The organism is Nocardia sp. CA-084685, from assembly GCF_050955785.1.
Classification (GTDB): Bacteria; Actinomycetota; Actinomycetes; order Mycobacteriales; family Mycobacteriaceae; genus Nocardia.
Map to the genome: position 1 here is coordinate 4,947,805 of NZ_CP192094.1, position 20,431 is coordinate 4,968,235.

Here is a 20,431-nt window from a genome sequence, read left to right on the forward strand (position 1 = left end):
ATGTTGGGGTGAATTCGGCGGGTGTACCGAGTCCCGGGCATCTTTGTCCAACAATTCGTCTCCTGCAGCTAGCTTCCCGGGCCTTTCTGCGATTCCATCGTCGTCACGGCCGATTCAGCAGGAGGCGGCCCGGTCGAGCAGCAGCGTTCGCTCGGCTTGGTTGCCGGTCATCGCCGCGGCCCGTTCGAATTCCGAGCGTGCCTCGTCGCGACGTTCGAGCTTGAGCAGCAGATCACCCCGGACGGCAGGCAGCAGGTGGTAGCTGCGCAGCGCGGTGAGGGCGGACAGCTCATCGACGATGGCCAGCGCGGCTGTGGGTCCGTCGGCCATCGATACCGCGACGGCCCGGTTCAGCTCGACCACCGGCGAGCCGGTGAGTGCGCTGAGTTCGTGATAGAGCTCGGCGATGCGGTGCCAGTCGGTAACGGCGGCGCTCATCGCGCGGGCGTGGCAGGCGGCGATCGAGGCCTGCAACACGTAGGACCCGCGTCCGCCGAGGTGTTCGGCCCGCCGCAGCGCACCCTCGGCGTGGGTGATGAGCAACCGGTCCCAGCGGGTCCGGTCCTGACGGTCCAGCGGCACCGGTCGGCCGCCGGCGTCGGTTCGGGCCCGGAGCCGCGACGCCTGGAACTCCATCAGCGCCACCAGTGCGTGCGGCTCCGGTTCGTCGGGTGCGAGCGCGGCGAGCATCCGACCGAGCCGCATGGCCTCCGCACACAGCTCAGCACGCATCCAGGAATCGCCGCGGGTGGCGGCGTATCCCTCGTTGAAGACGAGGTAGACCACCTCGAGCACCGAGGCCAGCCGTGCGGTCAGCTCGTCGCCGACCGGAACCTCGAACCGGACCCCCGCATTCGACAACGTCTTCTTCGCCCGCGAAATCCGCTGGCCGAGCGTGGTGGGCGGGATCAGGAAGGCGTGGGCTATCTCGTCGGTGGACAGTCCGGCCACCGTCTTGAGCGTGAGCGCCACCCGTGCGTCGCGGCCGAGCACCGGGTGGCAGGCGGTAAACATCAACCGTAGGACATCGTCGCCGACATGAGTGTCGAATTCGATCCCGTCCATCGGATCCTCGCCCTCAGGCGTCTCCCGGGCGAGCAGTGCGAGCTTGCGCTCCAGGTTCACCTGGCGGCGGACGGTGTCGACCGCACGCCGGCGGGCGACAGCCAGCAGCCAGGCGCCCGGCTTGTCCGGAACGCCCGACTCGGGCCACTGCTCCAGCGCCGCGATCAGCGCATCCTGGGCCAAGTCCTCGGCCAAGCCCAGGTCGTTCACAATTCGCGCCAGGGAAGCGATCAACCGCGCCGACTCGATCCGCCAGACCGCCTCCACGGTCCGCCGGGTCGCACTGGTCACCCGATACCCTCGACCCTACAAGCCTGGTCGTCTCACGCCTCGCTCAGCTCGGGCGTCAACGCCTCGCCGAAGTCCTCCGCGGTGTACAACGGCCGTACCTCGACGACACCACTGCGGATCGGGGAGCGGCGGACCCACTCGAGCGCCTCCTCGAGCGAGGACACCTCCCAAATCATGTAGCCCGCGACCAGCTCCTTCGTCTCGGCGAACGGCCCGTCGAGCACCGACGAGCCACCCTTCTCGTCGAAGGCCACCCGCCTGCCGGCCGAACTCGGCTTCAGGCCGTCACCGGCCAGCAACACGCCGGCCACCGTCGGGGAGGTGTCGCCTTTCGTCGAGGTTGCCGGCGACGCACGGCGGGATCGGCGTGGTGGACTTCCGAACGGTCACCGACAGCGTGCCCGCTCGGTCGCCGCGCAGCAGCGTGGCGTGCGCAGTGGTCCAACCGCCGAGTCCCTTATCCTCCGTGGGATCGCCGAGGATCGGCTGGAACACCAGCGAGCGATCCACCGATGCGAAGGCGATCTCGACATCACCGGGGAGCGCACCCTGCAGCGCCTGCGTCATCGCCACGGCCTTGGCGCCGGAGAACCACGGATAGGACGGATTGTCGTATCCGTACGGTCGAAGTAAGCCATCCCGATCGATTGCCCTTGCTGTGGTGGCTCGACGACATCACAACCGGGATCTGCACCGGAAACGTGACCGGCGCAGTGACATAGGAGTTTTCGGCCGGATCCGGCGGCTGTGACGTGGTGGTGGTGACCGGTGCGGTCGTCAACTCCGGCTCCGGCTCGTGCAGCAGCCCGGCGATGAGAAAACCGGTCGCCACGATCGCTACGCCGGTCAGACCCACCGTCCATCGGGTGACAGCGAGGGAAGGCGCGGTCGGGTCCTTGCCATCACCGGTTTCCATGCCCTGCATTGTGTCTGCCCTTACCGACATGCCCACTCGCAGAGGGGTATCGGATGACAGCGATCCCAACCGCCGACCGCGCGCTCCGCGGGGTGATGTGGCGTTCGGCCGGCACTCGGCCCGGCCCAGATGACAACAGCCCGTTGACCTTCGGGCGCGGCACGTGGCCGGCTCTCTCAGCGCTCTACTTCGTGCAGCTCACGGCCCGACAGAGCGCACTGGAGCTTTGGTATGGGCAGTCGCCCACCGAACCGAGATAGCAGCTCATTCCATCATTCTCTTGCACTGTCGAACACCGCTATATGCCAAGTGACGCTTCGCTTCTCGCATCACGGCCAGTCGTTCAGAGTCACCGTGACGGAAGCTCGACGCCACAATGCTGCAAGCTTCCTGGGCAGGTCCCGTGAGGGGGTCGAATGCTCTCACCTCGGCACGAAGGCCCGGTGCCGGAGATCAGCGTGTCGAATCCATCCGAATCACGCAATCGCCTGCGGCGCTGGGCGAGACGGCCGATAGTGGTTTGGAGTGCATCGTGCTGTCTCCATCTATGGACCCCTGCGACGGGAGAAGTGCTGTGACAAGTCTCGACAACGACCAGACCAGCCACCGCGACACGGTTACCGATAAGCCGGAACCGCCCGGCGAACGACTCACGCACCTTCTGGCCGGGCCTCACGGCCTGGGCACCGAACTCGCCGCACGCTTCTCGACGAGGACCCTGGCCGAGCCCGAACCAACAGCACCGCCCGCGCCCGGCGCGATGCCAGCGGCCACACTGCCCAGCGCCGGCTTACGGCACCTTCGCGGCACTGGAACTCCCCTGGGCGAGAACGCGTTTCGGATACCGTTCCGGCACGCGACGGCCGAGATCGAGCCCTACCGAGAACTTGCCTGGGGTGACGGTTCCGCGCCGCCACTGTACTGCCCGCCCGCCACCCGGATCGACGACAATCTCGCCGACCGGATCGACGATCGCCTCACCACATGGGCGGAGTCGATCGGGTTCACCGACGAGGAGCTCGAGAAGCTGCGCCGGACCGGCTACGGACGGCTGGTCATGCTGACCCACACCGATTCCGACGACCCCGACCGACTGCTGGTCCCCGCCCAGATGAACACCGCCTGGTGGATGGCCGACGACTACTACGCCGACGATTCGGCGCTCGGTGCGGACCCGACCCGGCTGCCGCAACGACTCACCTTGGCGATGGCGGCCTTGGATCCGTTGCCCGACGCGGGCGAGTTCACCACTCCGCTGGAAGAGGTGCTGCGAGAAGACAAGGTGCTGCGTGCTTTCGGTTCCGCGATCGCGAGTCTGCGCGCCCACGCCACCCCGGGGCAGGTGCAGCGCGGCTGCTACGCGACGTTCACGATGTTCGTGTCCTGGACCGCCTACGCCGCGTGGCGACACACCGGCGAATCACCTTCCGCGTGGGAATATCTCGCCGCCCGCCAGCACGACACCTTCTACACCTCGATGACCCTGATCGACCCCGTCGCCGGGTACGAGCTGCCCGCGAACCTCTTCTACGACGATCGGGTCCGGCAGGCCGTGTTCCGCGCCGGTACCGCCGCCGTCCTGGTCAACGACCTGTTCTCGATCAAGAAGGATGCCGCCGACAAAGTACCCGTCAGCAATATGGTGCTGCAGATCGCCACCGATCGTGGCTGCTCGCTGGCCGAAGCCACCGAGGTCACCGTCGACCTGCACAACCGAATGGTGCACCAGTTCGAAGCCGACCATCGCGCCCTGCGCGCCATCCCCTCCCCCGAGCTCCAGTTGTTCATGCGTGGCGTTCGCGATTGGATGGGCGGCTCGTTCGAATGGCACAACACGAACCCGCGCTACCGCTAGGTGGGTCGTGCTCTGGCACTAACCTCTTGATATCGCCTGGGCGGCACATATCGACCGACCCGCCGAATCCGCCATCAGCTCACTTCGAGTGGTCCTGGCGCACTGGTTCTAGACGCGCCCGAGCGGACCGGTAGGACTGGTCGTCCAGCAGGCATGAGCCGACCTGTCATCGGCTACTCGAGACTGGCGGTAGGGCTCGATCCCGGCCACATGTTCGTTCGTCAGCCAGCCAGGAATTTCAGTGTTGCCGGAACGAACTCATGGTGGTACTGGAAAACCCCACCGTGGCCAGAGTTCGGATAGATTTTCAGCGTTGCATTCGGCAGGCGGGCGGCCATCGCCGCGGAGTGCGCGCTGGACACCATGAGGTCGTCGTCGCCGTTGGCCACCAGCACGGGAGCCGTGATTACCGAGAGGTCGTCCGGGGCGTGCAGCCCCCCGCTGGTGATTGCCCGCAATTGCGCGACACGGGCCCGAAGCGAGATGGGCAGGTCGCGGTCTCCGGTCCGTTCGGCAAGCCGCTCGAAGTACTCGTTCGCTGCCTTCTTACCTCCCGCATTGCGGGGGAAGAACAGGAAATGCCTCGCATCCTTGCGGGTGAGGAAGGCTTTGAGGTAGGCCCCACCGACAATGAACGGCATCTTCGCGATACCACCGCCTCCGCGCGACCCGGTTCCAGCAAGGACCATGCGGCGCACCAGGTCAGGGGCTTGCAGAGCGACCATCTGGGCGACCGCGCCGCCGAGGGAGAAGCCGAACAGGTCCACCTTCTCGCAACCGAGCGCTCGGATGAACGCGATCGCGTCGGTACCCATCTGTTCCACATCGGTCGGCACCGACGAGCCGGTGGCACCCACGCCCCGATTGTCAAAAGCGATGACGTGGTGCTGTTCCGCGATCCCGTCGATAACACGGGGATCCCAATCATCGAGCACCGCGGTGAAGTGATGCAGGAAAACGACCGGAACGCCTGATGGCGGCCCGAGTTCACGGTAAGCGAATGAGACGCCGTCGACGTCGAGGATCTGGGTCGGTGCGTTCTTCCAGGTAGTCATGATGTCTTCCTCCGGTAGTGACTGGGTCGGTGCATGGGAGCCGCAGGCCAGTGGGCAGCCCTCGCGGCGCGGCCGACGTGCTCGTCGTTGCGCCGGATAAAGAACATCTACTGATTCATAATATTATGATCGTACTTTCATTGTCGAATCAGCGACGCCCGGTCGAACGGAGTGATCGTTCGAGCCGTTCGCGTATGCCGCCGGGGAACGCGATTCCGTCATCCATATTCGAATTCGACAGCGCCAGAACAATTTTCGATGTCGACGCATGGACATCTTCATGAGGAACCCGCTCAGTCCCAGCAACCAGAGGAACAATCGTTCGCACGGCAAGCGTCGCAGCGCCAGGGTTCCGCGATCTGATGGTCTCTGGGTTTGGTGGCCTCGGGAGATCGATGGGTCACCCGATGGCATCGAGTCCGGCGACGCGGAGGTACTGGCCGACGAGCTCAGCCGCCAGGCGCGCACCTGGTTGAGCGAACCCGTGCAGGAACGGGTCGCTCAGCTGATGGGCAGCTGAGGGACGCCGAAGCGGCGTGTGCCGCGGATGAGCATTGAAGCTCATCCGCTCAGAGAGCTGCTGTGAACTCCCGGGCGGTGGCCGCGAATGCCGTGAACAACTTCGGAAGACCTGTGCCCTTTCCCAGCACGCGGGCCGCACCGACGCGGCGGGCCTCCGCCAAGGTGAGCGCGCCCATGGTCAACGCGATGAAGGTCGCGGCCGAACAGTGGAGCCTGATCGGCGACTCCGACTCTGATTCCCCGGACGCCACCGACAGCGCAGACGCGCGAACGCTCATCGTGAAGACCTCGGGAGTGTGTACAACGCACACGAGATTCAGACCCGACAGCAGATTCGGGGAGACCGCTCCCGTCATACAGAGCGCCACCATATCGGGGCGCGCCGTTTCCGGCTCGATTCCTTCTGACATCAGACCGAGTCCCCAGAGACCGAAGCCGATGACGGGCGTCCGCAGTCCTTCACCGAACTCCGTCAACGCGTAAGCACCGCTGGACGCCTTCGCCACGACGCCGACACCTTGGAGCCGACGGAGCCGGCTCGTCAAGCGGTTCGGTCCGGCGGCCGGCAGCTTCGCACCGAGTTCGTTGAAGCGCTTCGGTCCGAGGAGCAACTCCCGAATGATCAGCAGGGTCCATCGTTCGCCCAGCACGTCCAAAGCGCTCGCGAGCGGACACCCTTGTCCGTACAGGCGACCCGTCTCCACAGGACTGAGTGTAGAGACGGTCAGGAGTCGGCTCTGCGCCACCGTGACGCTTGGGCCGGTGCCGTCACGGTCACGCACCATAGCCATCAGGGCGGAGGTACCCGCCGAGTTGCTCGCCCAAAAGTGCCGCGAACTCGATTGTGGTGAGATCGCCACCGGCGGGTCCCATCGCTTGCAGGCCCACCGGCAGCCCGGAGCTGCCCAGACCAGTGGGAATCGTCGTGGCAGGTGCTCCGGCGATATTGGCGATGGCACACCATTTGACCTGGTCCCAGTAGGAGCGGGCTTTGCCGTCGACTTCGAATCGCCGACCGAACCGGTCGATCAACTTGTTGTGGTGCACAGGTGCGGCAGTGGGAGTAACCGGCATGAGCACGATGTCGAACTCGCTGAAGAACTGGTACCACCCCTCCCGTATTTCCTGACGCTTGGCGTCCGCCTGCATCCAGGCATAGTGCGACTGGAACGTGCCTCGAAAAGCGCGCGTGGCCGCTCCTCGTGGGTTCTGCGCGATACGCACCGCCATCGCGGCACCAGAGGCCGGGGTGATGCCGGTGCGATCGCCCGATAACTGTCCGTACACCAGTGGCTCGAAGACTCGATGCGACTCGCCGATACTGACCGGCAGCGCGGCAGGCTGGATCTCGACCTTCGCGCCCGCCTGCTCCAAGACGTCGATCGCGTTGATCATGGCGGCGTTGACCTCGGAGTCTATCGGGCAGTCCGGATCGTCGAACCAGACCGCGACGCGGAAGTCGCTCAGTGTGGTGGCTCGGGGGGCCGCGAGCTGATAGGTAAAGCCGCCATCACGCGCCAATGCGCCGGTGGTCGCCTCGAGGACGGGAATCAGGTCGCGTGCGTCGCGTACCTGAGCGCCGGCGCAGGCAAGGTCGGGCTCAGCCCACCGGCCGGTCCCAGGACCTGGTGGGAGGTGGCCCACTAGCGGGATCGACCGCCAAGTCGCTTTGTGCCCGTACAGGCCGACAAAATGTGACGGGATCCGAGTCGAGCCACCGATTTCCGAGCCGAAGTCGAAAGCGGTGAGCCCGGCGGCGGTCGCCACCGCACCGCCCCCGGCAGAACCACCCGATGTGCGCGAGATGTCCCATGGATTGTTCGTCGGACCGAAAACAGGATTGTCCGCCTGCACGTCCTGATTTCCGGGCGGCATATTGGTCTTGCCCATGATGATTGCCCCGGCTTGGCGAAGCCGCGCAATCGGTTCCGCGTCCCGGGTCGGCACATGGTTGACGAGGTCGCGCCGACCGCACGCGGACCTCATACCTGCCGTCTCGTAGCTGTCTTTCGCGGTGATGGGCAATCCGTGCAGCGGTCCCAACGACTCATTGCCGCTGACACGCTCCTGGTCCGCCTTTGCTGCCTCGGCACGCGCACGCTCGGCATCCAACGTGATCACCGAGTTCAGGCGACGGTCGTGCTTCTCGATTCGCCGCAAGTAGAGGTCGACGAGTTCGCGACTGGACACCTCACCGCTGCGCAGATGTGCCAGCAGCTCGTGGGCGGGTGCGAAGGCAAGATCATCCGACATGGTTCCTCCGAGGGAGTTCGTCGACAGCGGCAAGATTCTCGAGTTGGGCAAGGGCTCGTTGCACGGTGGCATCGCGCGCAAGTTTTCCGTCGACGATCGGTCCGGCCAGACCACGAAGGGCCGCGACTGGCCGCCAGCGTCCAGGGATAGTGATGGCGCGTTGCCGACGTTCCAGTCCGTCGGCGATCGCGGCGGCTGCGGTTTGCGGCTGAATTCGTTTGAGGATGAACTTGGGCATCGCGGCGAGCAGGGCGAGTACGTGAGGATCCGCGTCCACGCCCTGCCGGATCATGTCGGTCTGGATAAGTGAGAAATAGGCCGTCATGGCCGACGCACCGTGCCTGGCCAACTCGACACCGAGGCCCCGGCCCAACTGCTCGACGGCGGCCTTGCTCATCGCGTAAGGGATAGCGCCCGCGCCGTTGATGTAGGCGAATACCGAACTCACCAGGACGATCTGTCCCCGGTTCTCGATCACGGATTCCAGCGTGGCCGACACAGTGTTGACGACTCCATCGACGTTGACCGACAGAACATTCCCCACTTGTCCAGGTGTGAGTGCGCGGAAGGTGGCACCACGCCCCATAATGCCGGCATTGGCGATCACGACGTCGATGCGCCCGAACACCTCATGTGCTCGGCGCACAGCTTCCTGAACGGAATCGAGTTGGGTGACATCGCATTTCAGCGCCAACGCTTGCCCACTGGGCAGTGTGGCCGCAACTTCTTGTGCTGCAGCCAGATCGATATCCGCCAGCAACACCCGCGCTCCACGCTGAACCAGGGCCGCGGCGGTGGCCGCACCCAACCCGCGACCGGCTCCGGTAATCAGGACGACCTTCTCGGAAAGTGAATAGCGCGTCATGTCACCACTCCTCGATGATTTGCGACGAAGGGGGCAGCACCGCCCGGGGAGTCACCAAAGGTGTTGCTGCGCAGTAATTTCCGCGCCGAAGCCCGGTCTGGTGCGGTACCCGAGAAAGCAGCACCCGATCGCCGGGCAATGCATGATGACGATACGTCGATGACTGTTGCATGTGACGCACGCTACAGGTCACTATATGAAATGTATAGTGAATCTCTGGGCGCGTGATACGCCTAGCACCACGAGACGACGCACACTGGCTATTCCTCGGCACTCGCAATGGCGGCTCGACTGCCACACCGCGATGCCGCCGTCACCGTTCGGCGCGCAGCACGCTCCACCACACCTCGGCGATTCCAGCGATGGCCGAGGGGTCGTCAAGGCCCGTTGTACCGCGGACGGCCTGCTGATAGCACATGCGCTCGGTGCGATCCATGCCGTCGTGGATCGCGCCTTTCCCTTCCAGGCGACCACGGACGCTGTGGCTTACGCCGAATAGGGGCGCACAAGGTAGTCGTCGAACTCCGCTGATCGGGTCGCCACCGCGCACTACATCGGGCGCAGCAGCCGGATCGCCTGGAGCGCAACATAGAGTTCGGCTGCTTGTGCCGGGTCATCGCAGTCGCGGCCGGTGAGGTCGCGGATCTTACGCAGCCGGTAGAGCACGGTGTTGCGGTGGTAGTGCATCTGCTGCGCGGCAGCCACAGTCGACCCTTTGCATTCGAACCACACGTTCAGGGTCTGCAACAAAGCTGTCCGCTCCGCCTCCGGCAGGTGTATGACTGGTCCGAGGATTTGTGCGGCCGCACTGTGCGCCGCATCGGGTAGCCGGACCAGCAGTAGTGCCAACGGGGCCGCTTCGTAGCGGGTAATCGCGGTCGCGCCACTCGGTGTGCACTTCAGTGCGAGTCGCGCCTCGTCGAGCCCGGCAGCTATGCCTTGGGGGCCGATGAATGTGCGGCTGACACCGGCACGAGCTTCGATCACCGCACCGAGTAAGGCTATGGCAGTGTCGATTTCGGCGGCCGAGTGTGCGCAGATCACTCCGTTCTGGGTATCGGCGTAGCTATCCCAGATCGAGACGATGCCACGGTCGTTGAGCTTCGTGATCGCGGCCGACATCGTCGTCCGGGTCGGTCCGGCCTCGGCGGCGACGACCACGAACACTCCGGTCTCTGGTAGGCCGAGAGTGCGCGCCGCGTCCAATACCACCGCGGGACTCTCCGCATGGTCGTCGAACAGGGTCCGAATCACCCGGGCGCGCGACTCGATATCGGCAAGGGCGAGCAGGGTTGCGGTCTCGCGGTAGGTCTCGGCCGCGGCGTCAGAGTATCGGTCGACGATGGCCCACAACTCGGCAGGAATCTTCAGCAGCTCGCCGTCGGCGACACCGCCCGCGCGGACCAGCAACTCTTCCCAGATCAGCCGACCACCGAGCCGATAGGCGTGCAGCATCGCCGCTATCGGCAAGCCCTGCTCGGCCTTCAATCGGCCTGCCGCACGCGCGGATTCGAGTCGGACCGGCTCGCGGCCCGCGAGGTAGCCGAGCATTGCGGTCAGGTTGTCCAGGCAGGCGCCGCGCAGTTGCGCACGGGTCAGCAGTTGGGAGTCCAGGTACGACCGTTCGGATGCGACGATCCGGTCGGCGAGCTCGTCGGCCAGCGAATCCACCGATTCCAGCAATTGCCTCGCGAGTTCGGTGGCCGCGATCGAATGCAAGGGGCTGGCCACCAGCGCAGCGTACCACTCGGGAGTGTGCGCCACGCCACACCTCGATTGTGCCGCCGCACAAAGTCGATCACCCACTCCCGCGACCGTCGCCCATAGTGCGCGACGGCGTTGGTGCGGACAATTCGGGCTATGACCATCAACGATTCGCCAACCGACGTGCGGGGCGCCGTCGACGCCGCGCTGTCCGACCTTGCCGAGGGCGAAAAGGCTTGGGCCGCGATCTCCCTGGCCGCACGCGCCGAGCTGCTCGGACGCGTGCGGGAGCTCACCGCGAAATACGCCCGCGAGTGGGTCGACGCGGCGATCAGCTACAAGCGGCTGGATCCGCGGACGGCGCTGGTCGGCGAGGAATGGATATCCGGACCCTATGCGATGGCGGCCGGGGCCGGGGCACTGGAGCGCAGCCTGCTCACCCTTGCCGATGGGCGCAGCCCACTCGAGAACGCACATTTCGGTACAACCGGCGGACGCACGACGGTCCGCGTGCTGCCCACGTCGGTCTTCGACTCGTTGCTGTTGAGCGGATTCAGCGCCGAGGTGTGGCTCCAGCCGGGCATCGGCCGCGCCGAAGCCATCCGAGCGGCGGGGCTGGCACAACTCGACCCGGTTCGCACTCATGGGGTAGGCGTCGTACTCGGTGCGGGCAACATCACCTCGATCGCTCCGTTGGACGTGCTCTATGAACTGATCGCGCACAACCGCGTCGTCGCCTTGAAACTGAACCCGATCACCGATCCGCTATTGGAGCCGTTGACCAAGGTGCTGGAGCCGTTCATCGCGATCGGCGCGGTCCGGATCCTCACCGGCGCAGCCGATGTCGGCGAATACCTGGTACAGCATCCGGACGTCGCCCACGTGCATATGACGGGCAGCGCAGCGACACACGATGCGATCGTCTGGGGGCGCGGCGAGGATGCCGCGGCACGCAAGGCCGCCGGTCGACCTCGACTCGACAAACCGATCAGCAGCGAACTCGGCGGCGTCTCTCCGACCATCGTGCTGCCCGGCCGGTGGAGCAAGGCCGATCTGCGGTTCCAGGCCGAACACATCGCCACTCAGCGCTTGCACAACGGCGGATACAACTGTGTCGCGACACAGGCTGTGGTGATTTCGTCCGACTGGGATCAGAAGGACGACTTCCTTCGAGAGCTGCGCACCGCCTACGATGCCGCACCGAGCCGGCCCGCGTACTACCCGGGCAGCGACGATCGCGTCGCGTCAGCCGAATCGACCTATCCGAGCGCCGAGCATTTCGGCGGTCGGGTGTTGCTGTCCGGCCTGCGCGGCGACCGCAGCGAAACACTGTTGCAGACCGAGTATTTCGCACCTGTCCTCGGCGTTGTCGAATTGTCCGGCCTCGGAGCCGATTTCGCGCGTACGGCAGCGGCTACGGCGAACGATGAATTCGTCGGCACGCTCGGGGTGAACGTCATCGCACATCCGGCGACCATCCGTGCGCTGGGCGCGGAATTCGACGAACTGATCGAGCAGTTGCGCTACGGCACGATCGCGATCAATGCGTGGACCGGCGCCGGGTTCCTCACCGCTGCGGCAACCTGGGGTGCATATCCAGGCCATACGATCGATGATGTACAGAGCGGAATCGGCTTGGTGCACAACGCATTCCTGATCGACCGGCCCGAACGGACGGTCGTGCGCGGTCCGTTCCGCCCCGCACCGCGCTCGGTGTTGCACGGCGAGTGGTCCCTGACACCGAAGCCACCGTGGTTTGTGAACAATACGACCGCGGCGACGACCGGTCGGCGGCTTGCCGCGTTCGCGGGAGCACCCGGATGGGCAAAACTGCCCGGAATCTTCGCGTCCGCGCTGCGCGGCTGACCCAGGAGCACACGTGGACACCTACGCCGATTACGTCGTCATCGGTACCGGATCGGCGGGCGCGGTCGTCGCCAACCGGCTCACTGCCGACCCCGCCACCAGCGTCATCGTGTTGGAAGCCGGGCCCAAGGACACAAACAAGTTCATCCATATCCCCGCCGCATTCTCGAAATTGTTTCGCAGCGATGTGGATTGGGATTACCGCACCGAACCACAGCCCGGACTCGGCGGCCGCGAAATCTATTGGCCCCGAGGCAAAACATTGGGCGGCTCGTCCTCCCTCAACGCGATGATGTGGGTGCGCGGATTCGCCGCGGACTATGACGAATGGGCCGAGCGAGCCGGAAGCGAATGGTCCTTCGCCGAGATCGTGAGGTACTTCCGCAAGATCGAAGCAGTCGAGGGGGCACGCGAAGCCGACGAGGGTGTCGACGGTCCGCTACATATCGCGCGACAGCGCAGTCCACGCCGTTCCACCGCGGCATGGCTGGCGGCAGCGGTCGAGGCCGGGCATGCGGTGGAGCGCGCGAATCTGCCCGAGCCGAAAGGGTTCTGCGAGACTGTCGTGACGCAGAAGGGCGGCGGCCGCTGGAGCACAGCGGACGCCTACCTGCGGCCCGCGCTCGGCCGAAAGAACCTGACGCTGCACACCGAGGCCGTCGCGACACGCATCATCTTCGATGGCATGCGCGCTGTAGCAGTCGAATTCGAGTCCGCCGGGCAGCGTGCGGTCGTGCACGCGCGCCGGGAAGTGGTGCTGTGCGGCGGCGCGATCAACAGTCCGCAGCTGCTGATGCTGTCGGGCATCGGCGATCGCGAACATCTCGCCGAGCACGGCATCGCCACCGTGCACCACGCACCCGAAGTCGGCGAGAACCTGATGGACCATCTGGTCGCGATGCTCGGCTTCGACGTCGACAACGACAGCTTATTCGCCGCCGAAAAGCCACTGGAGCTCATCAATTACCTTGCCAGACACCGCGGCATGCTCACCTCCAACGTCGGTGAGGCCTACGGATTCGTGCGTAGCCGCCCGGACCTGGATCTGCCCGACCTGGAGCTGATCTTCGGACCCGCACCGTTTTTCGACGAGGGCATCGGGGAACCGTACGGCCATGCGGTGGTGATGGGATCTATTCTGCTCAAACCCGAGAGCAGAGGCCGGATCTCGCTGCGCTCCGCGAACCCGCTGGCGAAGCCGATCATCGATCCCCGCTATCTGTCCGACAGCGGCGGAGTGGACCGCGCGGCTATCCTGGCGGGCCTGCGCATGTGCGCGGAGATCGCCGAAGCGCCGGCTTTGAAAGCCCTGCTCGGCAAGGTCGCTCGGCCCGCGGGCGCGCCCGATACCGGTCCGGAAACGCTCGAACTGGCGCTCACTACCTGTTCGCACACGCTGTATCACCCAGTGGGCACCTGCCGGATGGGCAGCGACGAAAACAGCGTAGTGACACCGGAATTGCGGGTTCGTGGGGTCGAAGGTCTGCGCGTCGCGGACGCTTCGGTGATGCCGAGCATCATTCGCGGACACACCCACGCCCCGAGCGTGCTGATCGGCGAGAAAGCAGCCGAGCTGATCCGCGGCTCATAGCCGGGCCTCGGACACCCCTGTCGGGCGTTGGCCGTCAACTGGCGCCCGTCGGGCGAACCTCATCGCTCCCGCTGACACAAATCAGCCGCCACCTACGCTGCGGGCGATTAGCGGCGTAGGTGATTGCCGACACGCGCGTTTCGTGCGGTCGGCACGAATGGGGGTCAGGTTTTCGGAGGGGCGGGCGGGTCCTCGGGTTGGTTGCTGAGGCCCCAGCTCAGCAACCAACGCTGCGCACAGCGCTTGCGGCTGCCGTCGCCATCGTGGGCGGCGATCCACAATCGTGACGTGCGCCCATCGAGAGTGGCCGGGCTGCGTCTGCCCTGCATGCCTCGACTCCGGGCGGTGGACACGGGTCGTGGCACTATCAGGATCCGGAACGGATCAGGTGAGTTCAGCGGTTTGTGGCTTGGCTGATTCGGTGGCAATGGAGAATTCAACTAGGGCGCTTCGGCGTTGTCAGGTAGCTCAGATCCTCCGGGAACGTAATCGCACTGCGTCGAGCCGTCACCGGCCGCGATATTCAGCTCGGTGATGGCGAATCGGGGGCCCACCGCTCCGCGACGGCCGGCGAGCTCACCATCAGGCGTTCGATCGGCGATCTCCCCACTCGACGGCCCCGACACCGCGCGGGTTGACCCACTACAATAACTTCGTTATTCTAGGTCCATCGTCCATGCCGAGGCGCGCTGATTGCAGGTTGCAATCCACGTTGCGGACACACCTTCCGGGCAATTCCATCGGCAAGTGGCCGGGGCTATCCACACCACGCATCACTCAAGAGATGAGAAGGCAGGTGACATGAAGGCGTTCATTGTCGAGTCCTACGGCAAGGACGGACTACGGGCCGCAGACGTTCCCGAGCCCAGCGTGGGCCGTCGTGACGTTCTGGTCCAAGTCCGCGCGGCCAGCATCAACCCGCTGGACAAGATGGTTCGCAACGGCGAGTTCAAACAGCTGCTGAAATACAAGCGCCCGTTCACCCTCGGCCACGACGTCTCCGGCGTCGTCACCGAGGTCGGCGCGGACGTGCGGGCCTTCAAGATCGGCGATGAGGTGTACGCCAGGCCGCGAGACCTCCGGATCGGCACCTTCGCCGAATCCATCGCGATCGACCAAGACGATGTCGCACTCAAGCCGCGGTCCTTGTCGTTCGACCAAGCCGCAGCCGTACCTCTGGTCGCACTGGCCGCCTGGCAAACCCTCGTCGACGTCGCCGACGTCAAGCCAGGCCAGAAAGTCCTCATCCGCGCCGGCGCGGGCGGCCTCGGCTCGACCGTCATCCAGGTCGCCAAGCACCTGGGCGCCTACGTCGCCACCACAGCACGCACCAACGACATCGAGAAAGTCCGCGCCTTGGGCGCCGACGAAGTCATCGACTTCACCAAACAGGACTTCGCCGAGATACTCACCTGATACCACCTCGCACTGGACTCACTCGGCGGCACCAATCTGGAAAAGTCGTTGACCGTGCTCAAACCGGGCGGACTCGCCCTCAGCGTAGTCGGCCCACCCGACCCTTCCTTCGCCGCACAAGTCGGCCAACCGCTGCTCGCACCCGTCATGGCCCTGTTGAGCCGCAAGATCCGCAAACAGGCCAAGAAGCAGCAAGTGCGGTACTCCTTCTTCTTCATGAAGGCCAACGGCGCCCAACTCGAGAAACTGGCCACGCTATACGACAACGGCACCCTACAGCCGGTACTCGACCGCACCTTCCCCTTCGATCAAACCCTCGACGCCATGGCCTACGTCGAACAAGGCCACGCCAACGGCAAAATCGTCATCACGCAATGAACGAACGCCCGAGATAGCTACGCGCGATCCGTAACGATCAGCATGCCATTGAGCGGTCATAGCCCAATGGTGCAGATAACCGCCTCGAGTCACGTCGTCGCGGTTGCGACTCACGTGAGATCGTCGACGGGGAACGCCCGAGCCTACGGACGATTTCACGGACCGCGCCAACCGCGTACAGGATCGAGATCTCTTCTCGCTCTGCGATATCGCCGAGTCGGCGAACGCCTCCGAGGCCACCGCGTCGCGCTCGCTGAGCGCCGACTCGAAATAGGCGGACAGCCACCGAACGACTGCGGCACCGGCTTCGAACCATGCGGCGGTAATCGCCGAGTCCTATTGCTTTCCACCTATAACGAAGTTATTCTCGGCTCATGCAACGAAGCTTGGCAGGTCGACGACTGGTAGTTACCGGGGCAGCACGCGGCATCGGGGAGAAGGTGGCACGTCTTGCCGCCGCCCGCGGCGCGCGCGTGGCCTTGATCGGACTCGAGCCCGAAAAATTGCGCGCACTAGCTGCCGACCTGGGTCCCACCGCATGTTGGCGGGAGGCCGACGTGCGCGACAACACCGCACTGCGGTCGGCGATCGATGACTGCGCGGAGATCATGGGTGGCATCGACTTCCTTGTCGCCAATGCCGGAGTAGCGGCCTACGGGACCGTGCGGCAGATGGACGAGGCGTCGTTCGATCGAGTTCTGGACATCAACCTCAACGGCGTCTTCCGCACCCTCAAGCACGCGACACCGCATCTCGAGCGCACCCGAGGTCACGTGCTGGTCATCGCGTCCGCACTGTCCTTCATGCCCCTGGCAGGAATGGCCTCCTACGCTGCGAGCAAAGCCGGAGTCGAAATACTCACCCTGACTTACCGCCAAGAGGTGGCGCACCTCGGTATCACGGTCGGCGTGGTCCACCCCTCGTGGATCGACACCGATCTCGTCCGAGGTGCGGAAGCCGACATCCCCTCCTTCCAGGGAATACGCGAAAAGCTGCCCTATCCGGGCAATGTCACCACGAGCGTCGATGAGGCTGCCACCGCGATCGTCGATGGACTCGCGCGCCGACGCGCCCGCGTCTATGTGCCGCGCGCGGTCGGCGTGGCCAACTGGGCGAAAGGCGCCGTGAACTCACCGCTGACCTGGCGTTGGGCAAGGCGCTTGGCGGCCGAACTGGTTCCGACCATGGAGCGTGAGGTCGCGGCACTGGGGCGACACGACCAACTCACGCCGGGAGCCGACAAAACCCGTCCGGCACAACATAAAGCAGACATGACCTGACGCTCCCACTGGAATGACTGATCAGAGCCACCCTGCGGCTACCCCGACCAGCGACCGCTGGGCCGAGCTGCGTACCGCCGCCGTCGACGTCCTGACCGAGGCGGTCCTGTACGAGCCTGGTGGCGAGCCGATCGACTTCGGCGAATTCCTCGCTAGCGTCCTCGAAACCGTGGCCGCCAACGTCGGCAGTGTCGCCCGGCTTGTCGAAGGACGATCGAGGAGCAGTGAGGCAGTCTGGATCCATGACCTCGCCGGCGGCGAGTCGGCCACCCTCGAGTGGCTGGCGCCGGGTCGAACGGTCCCCGTCGTCGTACCGCTGAATCTCTGGGATCTGCTGCACAGCAATGGAATTGAGGAGCCCGGCGGCCCGCTACCGGAGACGCTGCGGCGATACCGGCGCTACACAGCGGCGTTCGAAGCGGCGGTGTTCGCCGAAGGTGCCCGGCTCGGCCTGACAGTGCCGGTGACGGTGCACCCCTTGACCGATCCCGAGATGTCGCCGCATGCCGCCGACGCTGACGCCATTGCCGCCCGGCTACGGGACTATGCGAGCGCGGCCACGCCGATGGCCCTGCTCATCGAGGATGTACCGGCCGAGGATTGAGCGCGTCGTAAGAGTGCAGGGCCGCCTCATGCGAGGCCTGTGCCCGTTCCCGCTCATCGCCGAGCCCGACCGAAAGGTTCACGCCCATCGGCAGCATCACCTGCACAACCGCGTCGCTGAAATCGGCGAAGTGCTCGGCCAGCTCGAGGGTGATATAGCCGTGCACGAAGCTCCACAACTGGGCGGCGACGACTTCGGGTTCCCGCTGCCCGATTCGGCCGGAGTCCAGGAGCCGCTGGCACGCCTCGACCATGTGCGCGTAGGCGTCCCGGAAGGCCGGCGACCGCCCGCTGAAACGTATGTCGGAATCCCCCATCGGCCGATATGTCGCGCGCGTGGACAGACCGAACATCAGGTCATAGAGGTGGGGGTTCTCGCGCGCGACCCGCCGGCATGTCAACGCCATCGTGAACAGATCCGCGATGGGATCCGCGGTCACCGGCATCCGGGAAAACGCCTGGTCGAGGTCCTTGAATCCCCGGTCGACGACGGCTCGAACGAGTTCGGGGATCCCACCGAAGTGGCTGTAGACCACCATCGTCGACAGCCCGGTCGCCGACGCGACCGTCCGCGCCTTGATGGCCGAAGGCCCCTGCTCGGCCAGCAGGCCGATGGTCGCCTTGACGAGCCGTTCCGGCACGGTTTCGCTGGTCGAATCCTCTGACACGTTCCTCATATTCCCACCTGACTCCACAGCCCTCCCGCCCCGCGACGGTACGACTATTGCCACACATCCTGTAACTTCGTTATATTAGTCTTGTAACTTCGTTATTGGCGGCTCGGCCAGGCATCCGCTCGGCTTGCCGATCCCAATCCACTTGCAGTACGGAGGCAGAGTCGATGAGACAACACAGCAAGGGCCACCTCGATATAGAGGACCGCGGCGCAGTTTTGATCGCCCGCGTCGACGGCGGCCCGCACGGATTGTTCGGCCTCGAGATCGCCAATCAACTGGAAGCGTTGGTGGACCGCGTCGACGGCGACCCGAACGTGCACGCGGTCGTCTTCACCGGGGCGCATCCCCAGCGGTTCGTCAGCCATGCCGATGTCCGCTGGCTGCAGGAAGGAGGCGCCGCGGTGCCCTCGGTCAACCGACTCGGAGCCTCCGTTCTCGCGCGTACCGCGAAGAATGTGGACCGGGCCCGCCTGGGCCCCTTGGTGAACCGGACCCCGATGGGGCCCGCGGTCGAACTCGAGCGCCTGCACACGACGTTCCTTCGGATGAATCGCAGTGGCGTCATCTTCATCGCCGCTCTCAACGGTTCGGCTCTCGGCCTCGGGGCGGAGTTCGCCTGGGCAAACGACCTTCGGGTGATGGCCGACGGCGACTTCTTCATCGGCCAACCGGAGGTCCTCCTCGGCATCATGCCGGGCGGCGGTGGCAGCCAGCGCCTGACTCGCCTGATCGGCACACACCAGTCCTTGGTCGCGATCCTCGAAGGTAAGCCGTTCACACCCGCGCAAGCACTCGCCAACGGGGCCGTCGACGACGTGGTCCCACAGGACCAGGTCCTCGCGCGGGCGGTCGAACTCGCAGCCCACTTCGGCTCGCGGACAAAGGGATCGGTCGAAGCCATCAAGCGAGCGGTGTATTTCGGCGGGTCGATGTCGCTGACGGACGGCCTGCACGTCGAACGCACCGAGTTCCTCGGCACCGCGCTGTCGAAAGAGGGCCAGCAGCTGATGCTCGACTACATGCAGAGCACTGAATCCAACGGTGAACTCCCCCTCTACAACCCCGAGATCTACAAGCAAGCGCTCCAACTGGGCACTGTGCCCGGGCGTCGCTCGACGAACGGACGATGACCACCCATGGCCGCCAAAAAGCCCTTCACTCGTCAGGACGTCTACTTCTCCTCCGGCACCAGCACCTGTAGCGCGTGGCTCTACCAGCCGACGGGCGTCACCGCGCCACCCGTCGTCGTCCTCGGTCACGGCCTCGGCGCGACCCGCGAGATGCGCCTGGACGCCTTCGCCGAGCGTTTCGCCAAGGCCGGGATCGCCTGCCTGGCCTTCACCTATAGGCACTTCGGTGACAGCGGCGGCCAACCTCGCCAGCTGCTATCGATCCAGCGGCAGCTCGACGACTGGGATGCCGCCATCGACTACGCCCGGGCCCGCCGGGACGTCGACGGCACACGAATCGCGGTCTGGGGCAGCTCCTTCGGCGGCGGCCACGCCATCACTGTCGCTTCCCGCCATCCCGAACTGCGGGCGGCAGTGGCCCAATGCCCGTTCACCGACGGTTTGGCCTCCGCGCTCGCGTTGGGCCCGGTCGCATCGCTCAAACTTGCTCCGGTGCTGGTCCGAGACCTGACGGCCATGGTCCTCGGCCGCGCACCGGTGACGATTCCCCTGGCCGCACCCCCCGGCTCCCCGGCCCTGATGAACGCCCCGGACGCGCTACCCGGCTACCAGGCGCTGATCCCCAAGGGGACGACGTTCGTGAACGAGGCTGCCGCGCGGGTCATTCCGACCATCGCCGCCTACCGACCCGGACGTTCGGCAAAGAACATCACCATCCCGATCCTGTTCTGCGTCAGCAACACCGACAGTGTCACGCCGCCCGCGCAGACCCTCAGATACGCGCGCACGGCGCCCCGAGGGGAGATCAAGACCTACGACGCGGGCCACTTCGACTTCTACCTCGGCGATGCCTTCGAGGCATTGGTGCGTGACCAGGTCGAGTTCCTGACCCGCCAGTTCGCCTCGGCGCCCACCCCTTCGACTCCCGAACCGGATCGCGTCACATCGAGGTAGGTACGCTCGC

At 65.4% G+C, this 20,431-nt stretch carries 20 protein-coding genes and 1 pseudogene; 9 read left to right on the forward strand and 12 right to left on the reverse strand.

The features are described 5' to 3' along the window. Positions 1–114: 114 nt before the first annotated feature. From ACQP2U_RS22180 to ACQP2U_RS22195, 4 genes are read right to left on the reverse strand one after another with little or no spacing between them, the layout of a single operon-like run. Entirely contained in the window at positions 115–1,356 is a 1,242-nt protein-coding gene (locus tag ACQP2U_RS22180) for an RNA polymerase sigma factor (RefSeq protein ID WP_433709237.1), read from the reverse strand. Positions 1,357–1,388: 32 nt separating this feature from the next. Next, positions 1,389–1,658, reverse strand: a complete 270-nt coding sequence (locus tag ACQP2U_RS22185) for a YciI family protein (protein WP_433709238.1) — start codon at positions 1,656–1,658, stop codon at positions 1,389–1,391. Further along, complete coding sequence (locus tag ACQP2U_RS22190; RefSeq protein WP_433709239.1) at positions 1,642–1,923, reverse strand: hypothetical protein; 282 nt, start codon at positions 1,921–1,923, stop codon at positions 1,642–1,644. The genes ACQP2U_RS22185 and ACQP2U_RS22190 overlap by 17 nt, the downstream gene beginning before the upstream one ends. Then, on the reverse strand, positions 1,889–2,272 hold the full coding sequence (locus ACQP2U_RS22195) for a hypothetical protein (RefSeq protein WP_433709240.1): 384 nt from the start codon (positions 2,270–2,272) through the stop codon (positions 1,889–1,891). The genes ACQP2U_RS22190 and ACQP2U_RS22195 overlap by 35 nt, the downstream gene beginning before the upstream one ends. 574 nt (positions 2,273–2,846) lie before the next feature. On the opposite strand from ACQP2U_RS22195, the gene ACQP2U_RS22200 reads away from it, so the two are divergent. Then, the gene (locus ACQP2U_RS22200) at positions 2,847–4,127 is read left to right on the forward strand and encodes a family 2 encapsulin nanocompartment cargo protein terpene cyclase (RefSeq protein ID WP_433709241.1); all 1,281 of its coding nucleotides are present in this window, start codon (positions 2,847–2,849) and stop codon (positions 4,125–4,127) included. 221 nt (positions 4,128–4,348) lie between these two features. On the opposite strand, the gene ACQP2U_RS22205 is transcribed toward ACQP2U_RS22200, so the two are convergent. The 6 genes from ACQP2U_RS22205 to ACQP2U_RS22230 form a co-directional block, all read right to left on the reverse strand. Beyond that, a complete protein-coding gene (locus ACQP2U_RS22205; protein WP_433709242.1) occupies positions 4,349–5,182 on the reverse strand; it encodes an alpha/beta fold hydrolase in 834 nt (277 codons plus the stop codon). A gap of 569 nt (positions 5,183–5,751) precedes the next feature. Next, entirely contained in the window at positions 5,752–6,408 is a 657-nt protein-coding gene (locus ACQP2U_RS22210) for a winged helix-turn-helix transcriptional regulator (protein ID WP_433709243.1), read from the reverse strand. Between the two features lie 70 nt (positions 6,409–6,478). Next, entirely contained in the window at positions 6,479–7,957 is a 1,479-nt protein-coding gene (locus ACQP2U_RS22215) for an amidase (RefSeq protein ID WP_433709244.1), read from the reverse strand. Then, the gene (locus ACQP2U_RS22220; RefSeq protein ID WP_433709245.1) at positions 7,947–8,822 is read right to left on the reverse strand and encodes an SDR family NAD(P)-dependent oxidoreductase; all 876 of its coding nucleotides are present in this window, start codon (positions 8,820–8,822) and stop codon (positions 7,947–7,949) included. The genes ACQP2U_RS22215 and ACQP2U_RS22220 overlap by 11 nt, the downstream gene beginning before the upstream one ends. 313 nt (positions 8,823–9,135) lie before the next feature. Next, positions 9,136–9,258 carry a hypothetical protein gene (locus ACQP2U_RS22225; protein WP_433709246.1) on the reverse strand — a complete coding sequence of 41 codons (123 nt, stop codon included), beginning with the start codon at positions 9,256–9,258 and terminating at the stop codon, positions 9,136–9,138. A gap of 113 nt (positions 9,259–9,371) precedes the next feature. Next, positions 9,372–10,586, reverse strand: coding sequence for a PucR family transcriptional regulator (locus ACQP2U_RS22230; protein ID WP_433709247.1), 1,215 nt, complete (start codon positions 10,584–10,586; stop codon positions 9,372–9,374). Positions 10,587–10,682: 96 nt separating this feature from the next. Here ACQP2U_RS22230 and ACQP2U_RS22235 point away from each other — a divergent pair, with 96 nt between their 5' ends. From ACQP2U_RS22235 to ACQP2U_RS22250, 4 genes are all read left to right on the forward strand, one after another. After that, positions 10,683–12,392 carry an aldehyde dehydrogenase family protein gene (locus ACQP2U_RS22235; RefSeq protein ID WP_433709248.1) on the forward strand — a complete coding sequence of 570 codons (1,710 nt, stop codon included), beginning with the start codon at positions 10,683–10,685 and terminating at the stop codon, positions 12,390–12,392. 13 nt (positions 12,393–12,405) lie between these two features. Beyond that, on the forward strand, positions 12,406–13,983 hold the full coding sequence (locus ACQP2U_RS22240; protein WP_433709249.1) for a GMC family oxidoreductase: 1,578 nt from the start codon (positions 12,406–12,408) through the stop codon (positions 13,981–13,983). Between the two features lie 801 nt (positions 13,984–14,784). Next, positions 14,785–15,399, forward strand: coding sequence for an NADP-dependent oxidoreductase (locus ACQP2U_RS22245; RefSeq protein ID WP_433709250.1), 615 nt, complete (start codon positions 14,785–14,787; stop codon positions 15,397–15,399). A gap of 54 nt (positions 15,400–15,453) precedes the next feature. Beyond that, on the forward strand, positions 15,454–15,777 hold the full coding sequence (locus ACQP2U_RS22250; protein WP_433716551.1) for a zinc-binding dehydrogenase: 324 nt from the start codon (positions 15,454–15,456) through the stop codon (positions 15,775–15,777). 21 nt (positions 15,778–15,798) lie between these two features. On the opposite strand, the pseudogene ACQP2U_RS22255 reads toward ACQP2U_RS22250, so the two are convergent. Beyond that, a pseudogene (locus ACQP2U_RS22255) lies at positions 15,799–15,982 on the reverse strand (helix-turn-helix domain-containing protein); the annotation flags it as partial. A 169-nt stretch (positions 15,983–16,151) separates the two neighbouring features. Here ACQP2U_RS22255 and ACQP2U_RS22260 point away from each other — a divergent pair. Both ACQP2U_RS22260 and ACQP2U_RS22265 read left to right on the forward strand, forming a co-directional pair. Next, positions 16,152–17,057, forward strand: coding sequence for an SDR family oxidoreductase (locus tag ACQP2U_RS22260; RefSeq protein WP_433709251.1), 906 nt, complete (start codon positions 16,152–16,154; stop codon positions 17,055–17,057). 13 nt (positions 17,058–17,070) lie between these two features. Further along, entirely contained in the window at positions 17,071–17,661 is a 591-nt protein-coding gene (locus tag ACQP2U_RS22265) for a hypothetical protein (RefSeq protein ID WP_433709252.1), read from the forward strand. Here the strand turns inward: ACQP2U_RS22265 and ACQP2U_RS22270 are convergent. Further along, the gene (locus ACQP2U_RS22270) at positions 17,633–18,337 is read right to left on the reverse strand and encodes a TetR/AcrR family transcriptional regulator (RefSeq protein ID WP_433709253.1); all 705 of its coding nucleotides are present in this window, start codon (positions 18,335–18,337) and stop codon (positions 17,633–17,635) included. The two genes, ACQP2U_RS22265 and ACQP2U_RS22270, sit on opposite strands and share 29 nt — an antisense overlap. 164 nt (positions 18,338–18,501) lie before the next feature. On the opposite strand from ACQP2U_RS22270, the gene ACQP2U_RS22275 reads away from it, so the two are divergent. Further along, positions 18,502–19,467 (forward strand): enoyl-CoA hydratase/isomerase family protein, encoded by a 966-nt coding sequence (locus ACQP2U_RS22275; protein WP_433709254.1) that lies wholly within the window; start codon positions 18,502–18,504, stop codon positions 19,465–19,467. Positions 19,468–19,473: 6 nt separating this feature from the next. After that, on the forward strand, positions 19,474–20,421 hold the full coding sequence (locus tag ACQP2U_RS22280) for an alpha/beta hydrolase (protein ID WP_433709255.1): 948 nt from the start codon (positions 19,474–19,476) through the stop codon (positions 20,419–20,421). Positions 20,422–20,431: the final 10 nt, after the last annotated feature.

Bases quoted from the DNA above. Each gene is read 5' to 3' on its own strand.
- ACQP2U_RS22195 (WP_433709240.1), bottom strand. From the start codon at position 2,272: ATGGAAACCGGTGATGGCAAGGACCCGACCGCGCCTTCCCTCGCTGTC.
- ACQP2U_RS22215 (WP_433709244.1), bottom strand. From the start codon at position 7,957: ATGTCGGATGATCTTGCCTTCGCACCCGCCCACGAGCTGCTGGCACAT.
- ACQP2U_RS22235 (WP_433709248.1), top strand. From the start codon at position 10,683: ATGACCATCAACGATTCGCCAACCGACGTGCGGGGCGCCGTCGACGCC.
- ACQP2U_RS22280 (WP_433709255.1), top strand. From the start codon at position 19,474: ATGGCCGCCAAAAAGCCCTTCACTCGTCAGGACGTCTACTTCTCCTCC.
- ACQP2U_RS22275 (WP_433709254.1), top strand. From the start codon at position 18,502: ATGAGACAACACAGCAAGGGCCACCTCGATATAGAGGACCGCGGCGCA.
- ACQP2U_RS22270 (WP_433709253.1), bottom strand. From the start codon at position 18,337: ATGAGGAACGTGTCAGAGGATTCGACCAGCGAAACCGTGCCGGAACGG.
- ACQP2U_RS22260 (WP_433709251.1), top strand. From the start codon at position 16,152: ATGCAACGAAGCTTGGCAGGTCGACGACTGGTAGTTACCGGGGCAGCA.
- ACQP2U_RS22220 (WP_433709245.1), bottom strand. From the start codon at position 8,822: ATGACGCGCTATTCACTTTCCGAGAAGGTCGTCCTGATTACCGGAGCC.
- ACQP2U_RS22225 (WP_433709246.1), bottom strand. From the start codon at position 9,258: ATGGATCGCACCGAGCGCATGTGCTATCAGCAGGCCGTCCGCGGTACA.
- ACQP2U_RS22190 (WP_433709239.1), bottom strand. From the start codon at position 1,923: ATGACGCAGGCGCTGCAGGGTGCGCTCCCCGGTGATGTCGAGATCGCC.
- ACQP2U_RS22245 (WP_433709250.1), top strand. From the start codon at position 14,785: ATGAAGGCGTTCATTGTCGAGTCCTACGGCAAGGACGGACTACGGGCC.
- ACQP2U_RS22265 (WP_433709252.1), top strand. From the start codon at position 17,071: ATGACTGATCAGAGCCACCCTGCGGCTACCCCGACCAGCGACCGCTGG.
- ACQP2U_RS22205 (WP_433709242.1), bottom strand. From the start codon at position 5,182: ATGACTACCTGGAAGAACGCACCGACCCAGATCCTCGACGTCGACGGC.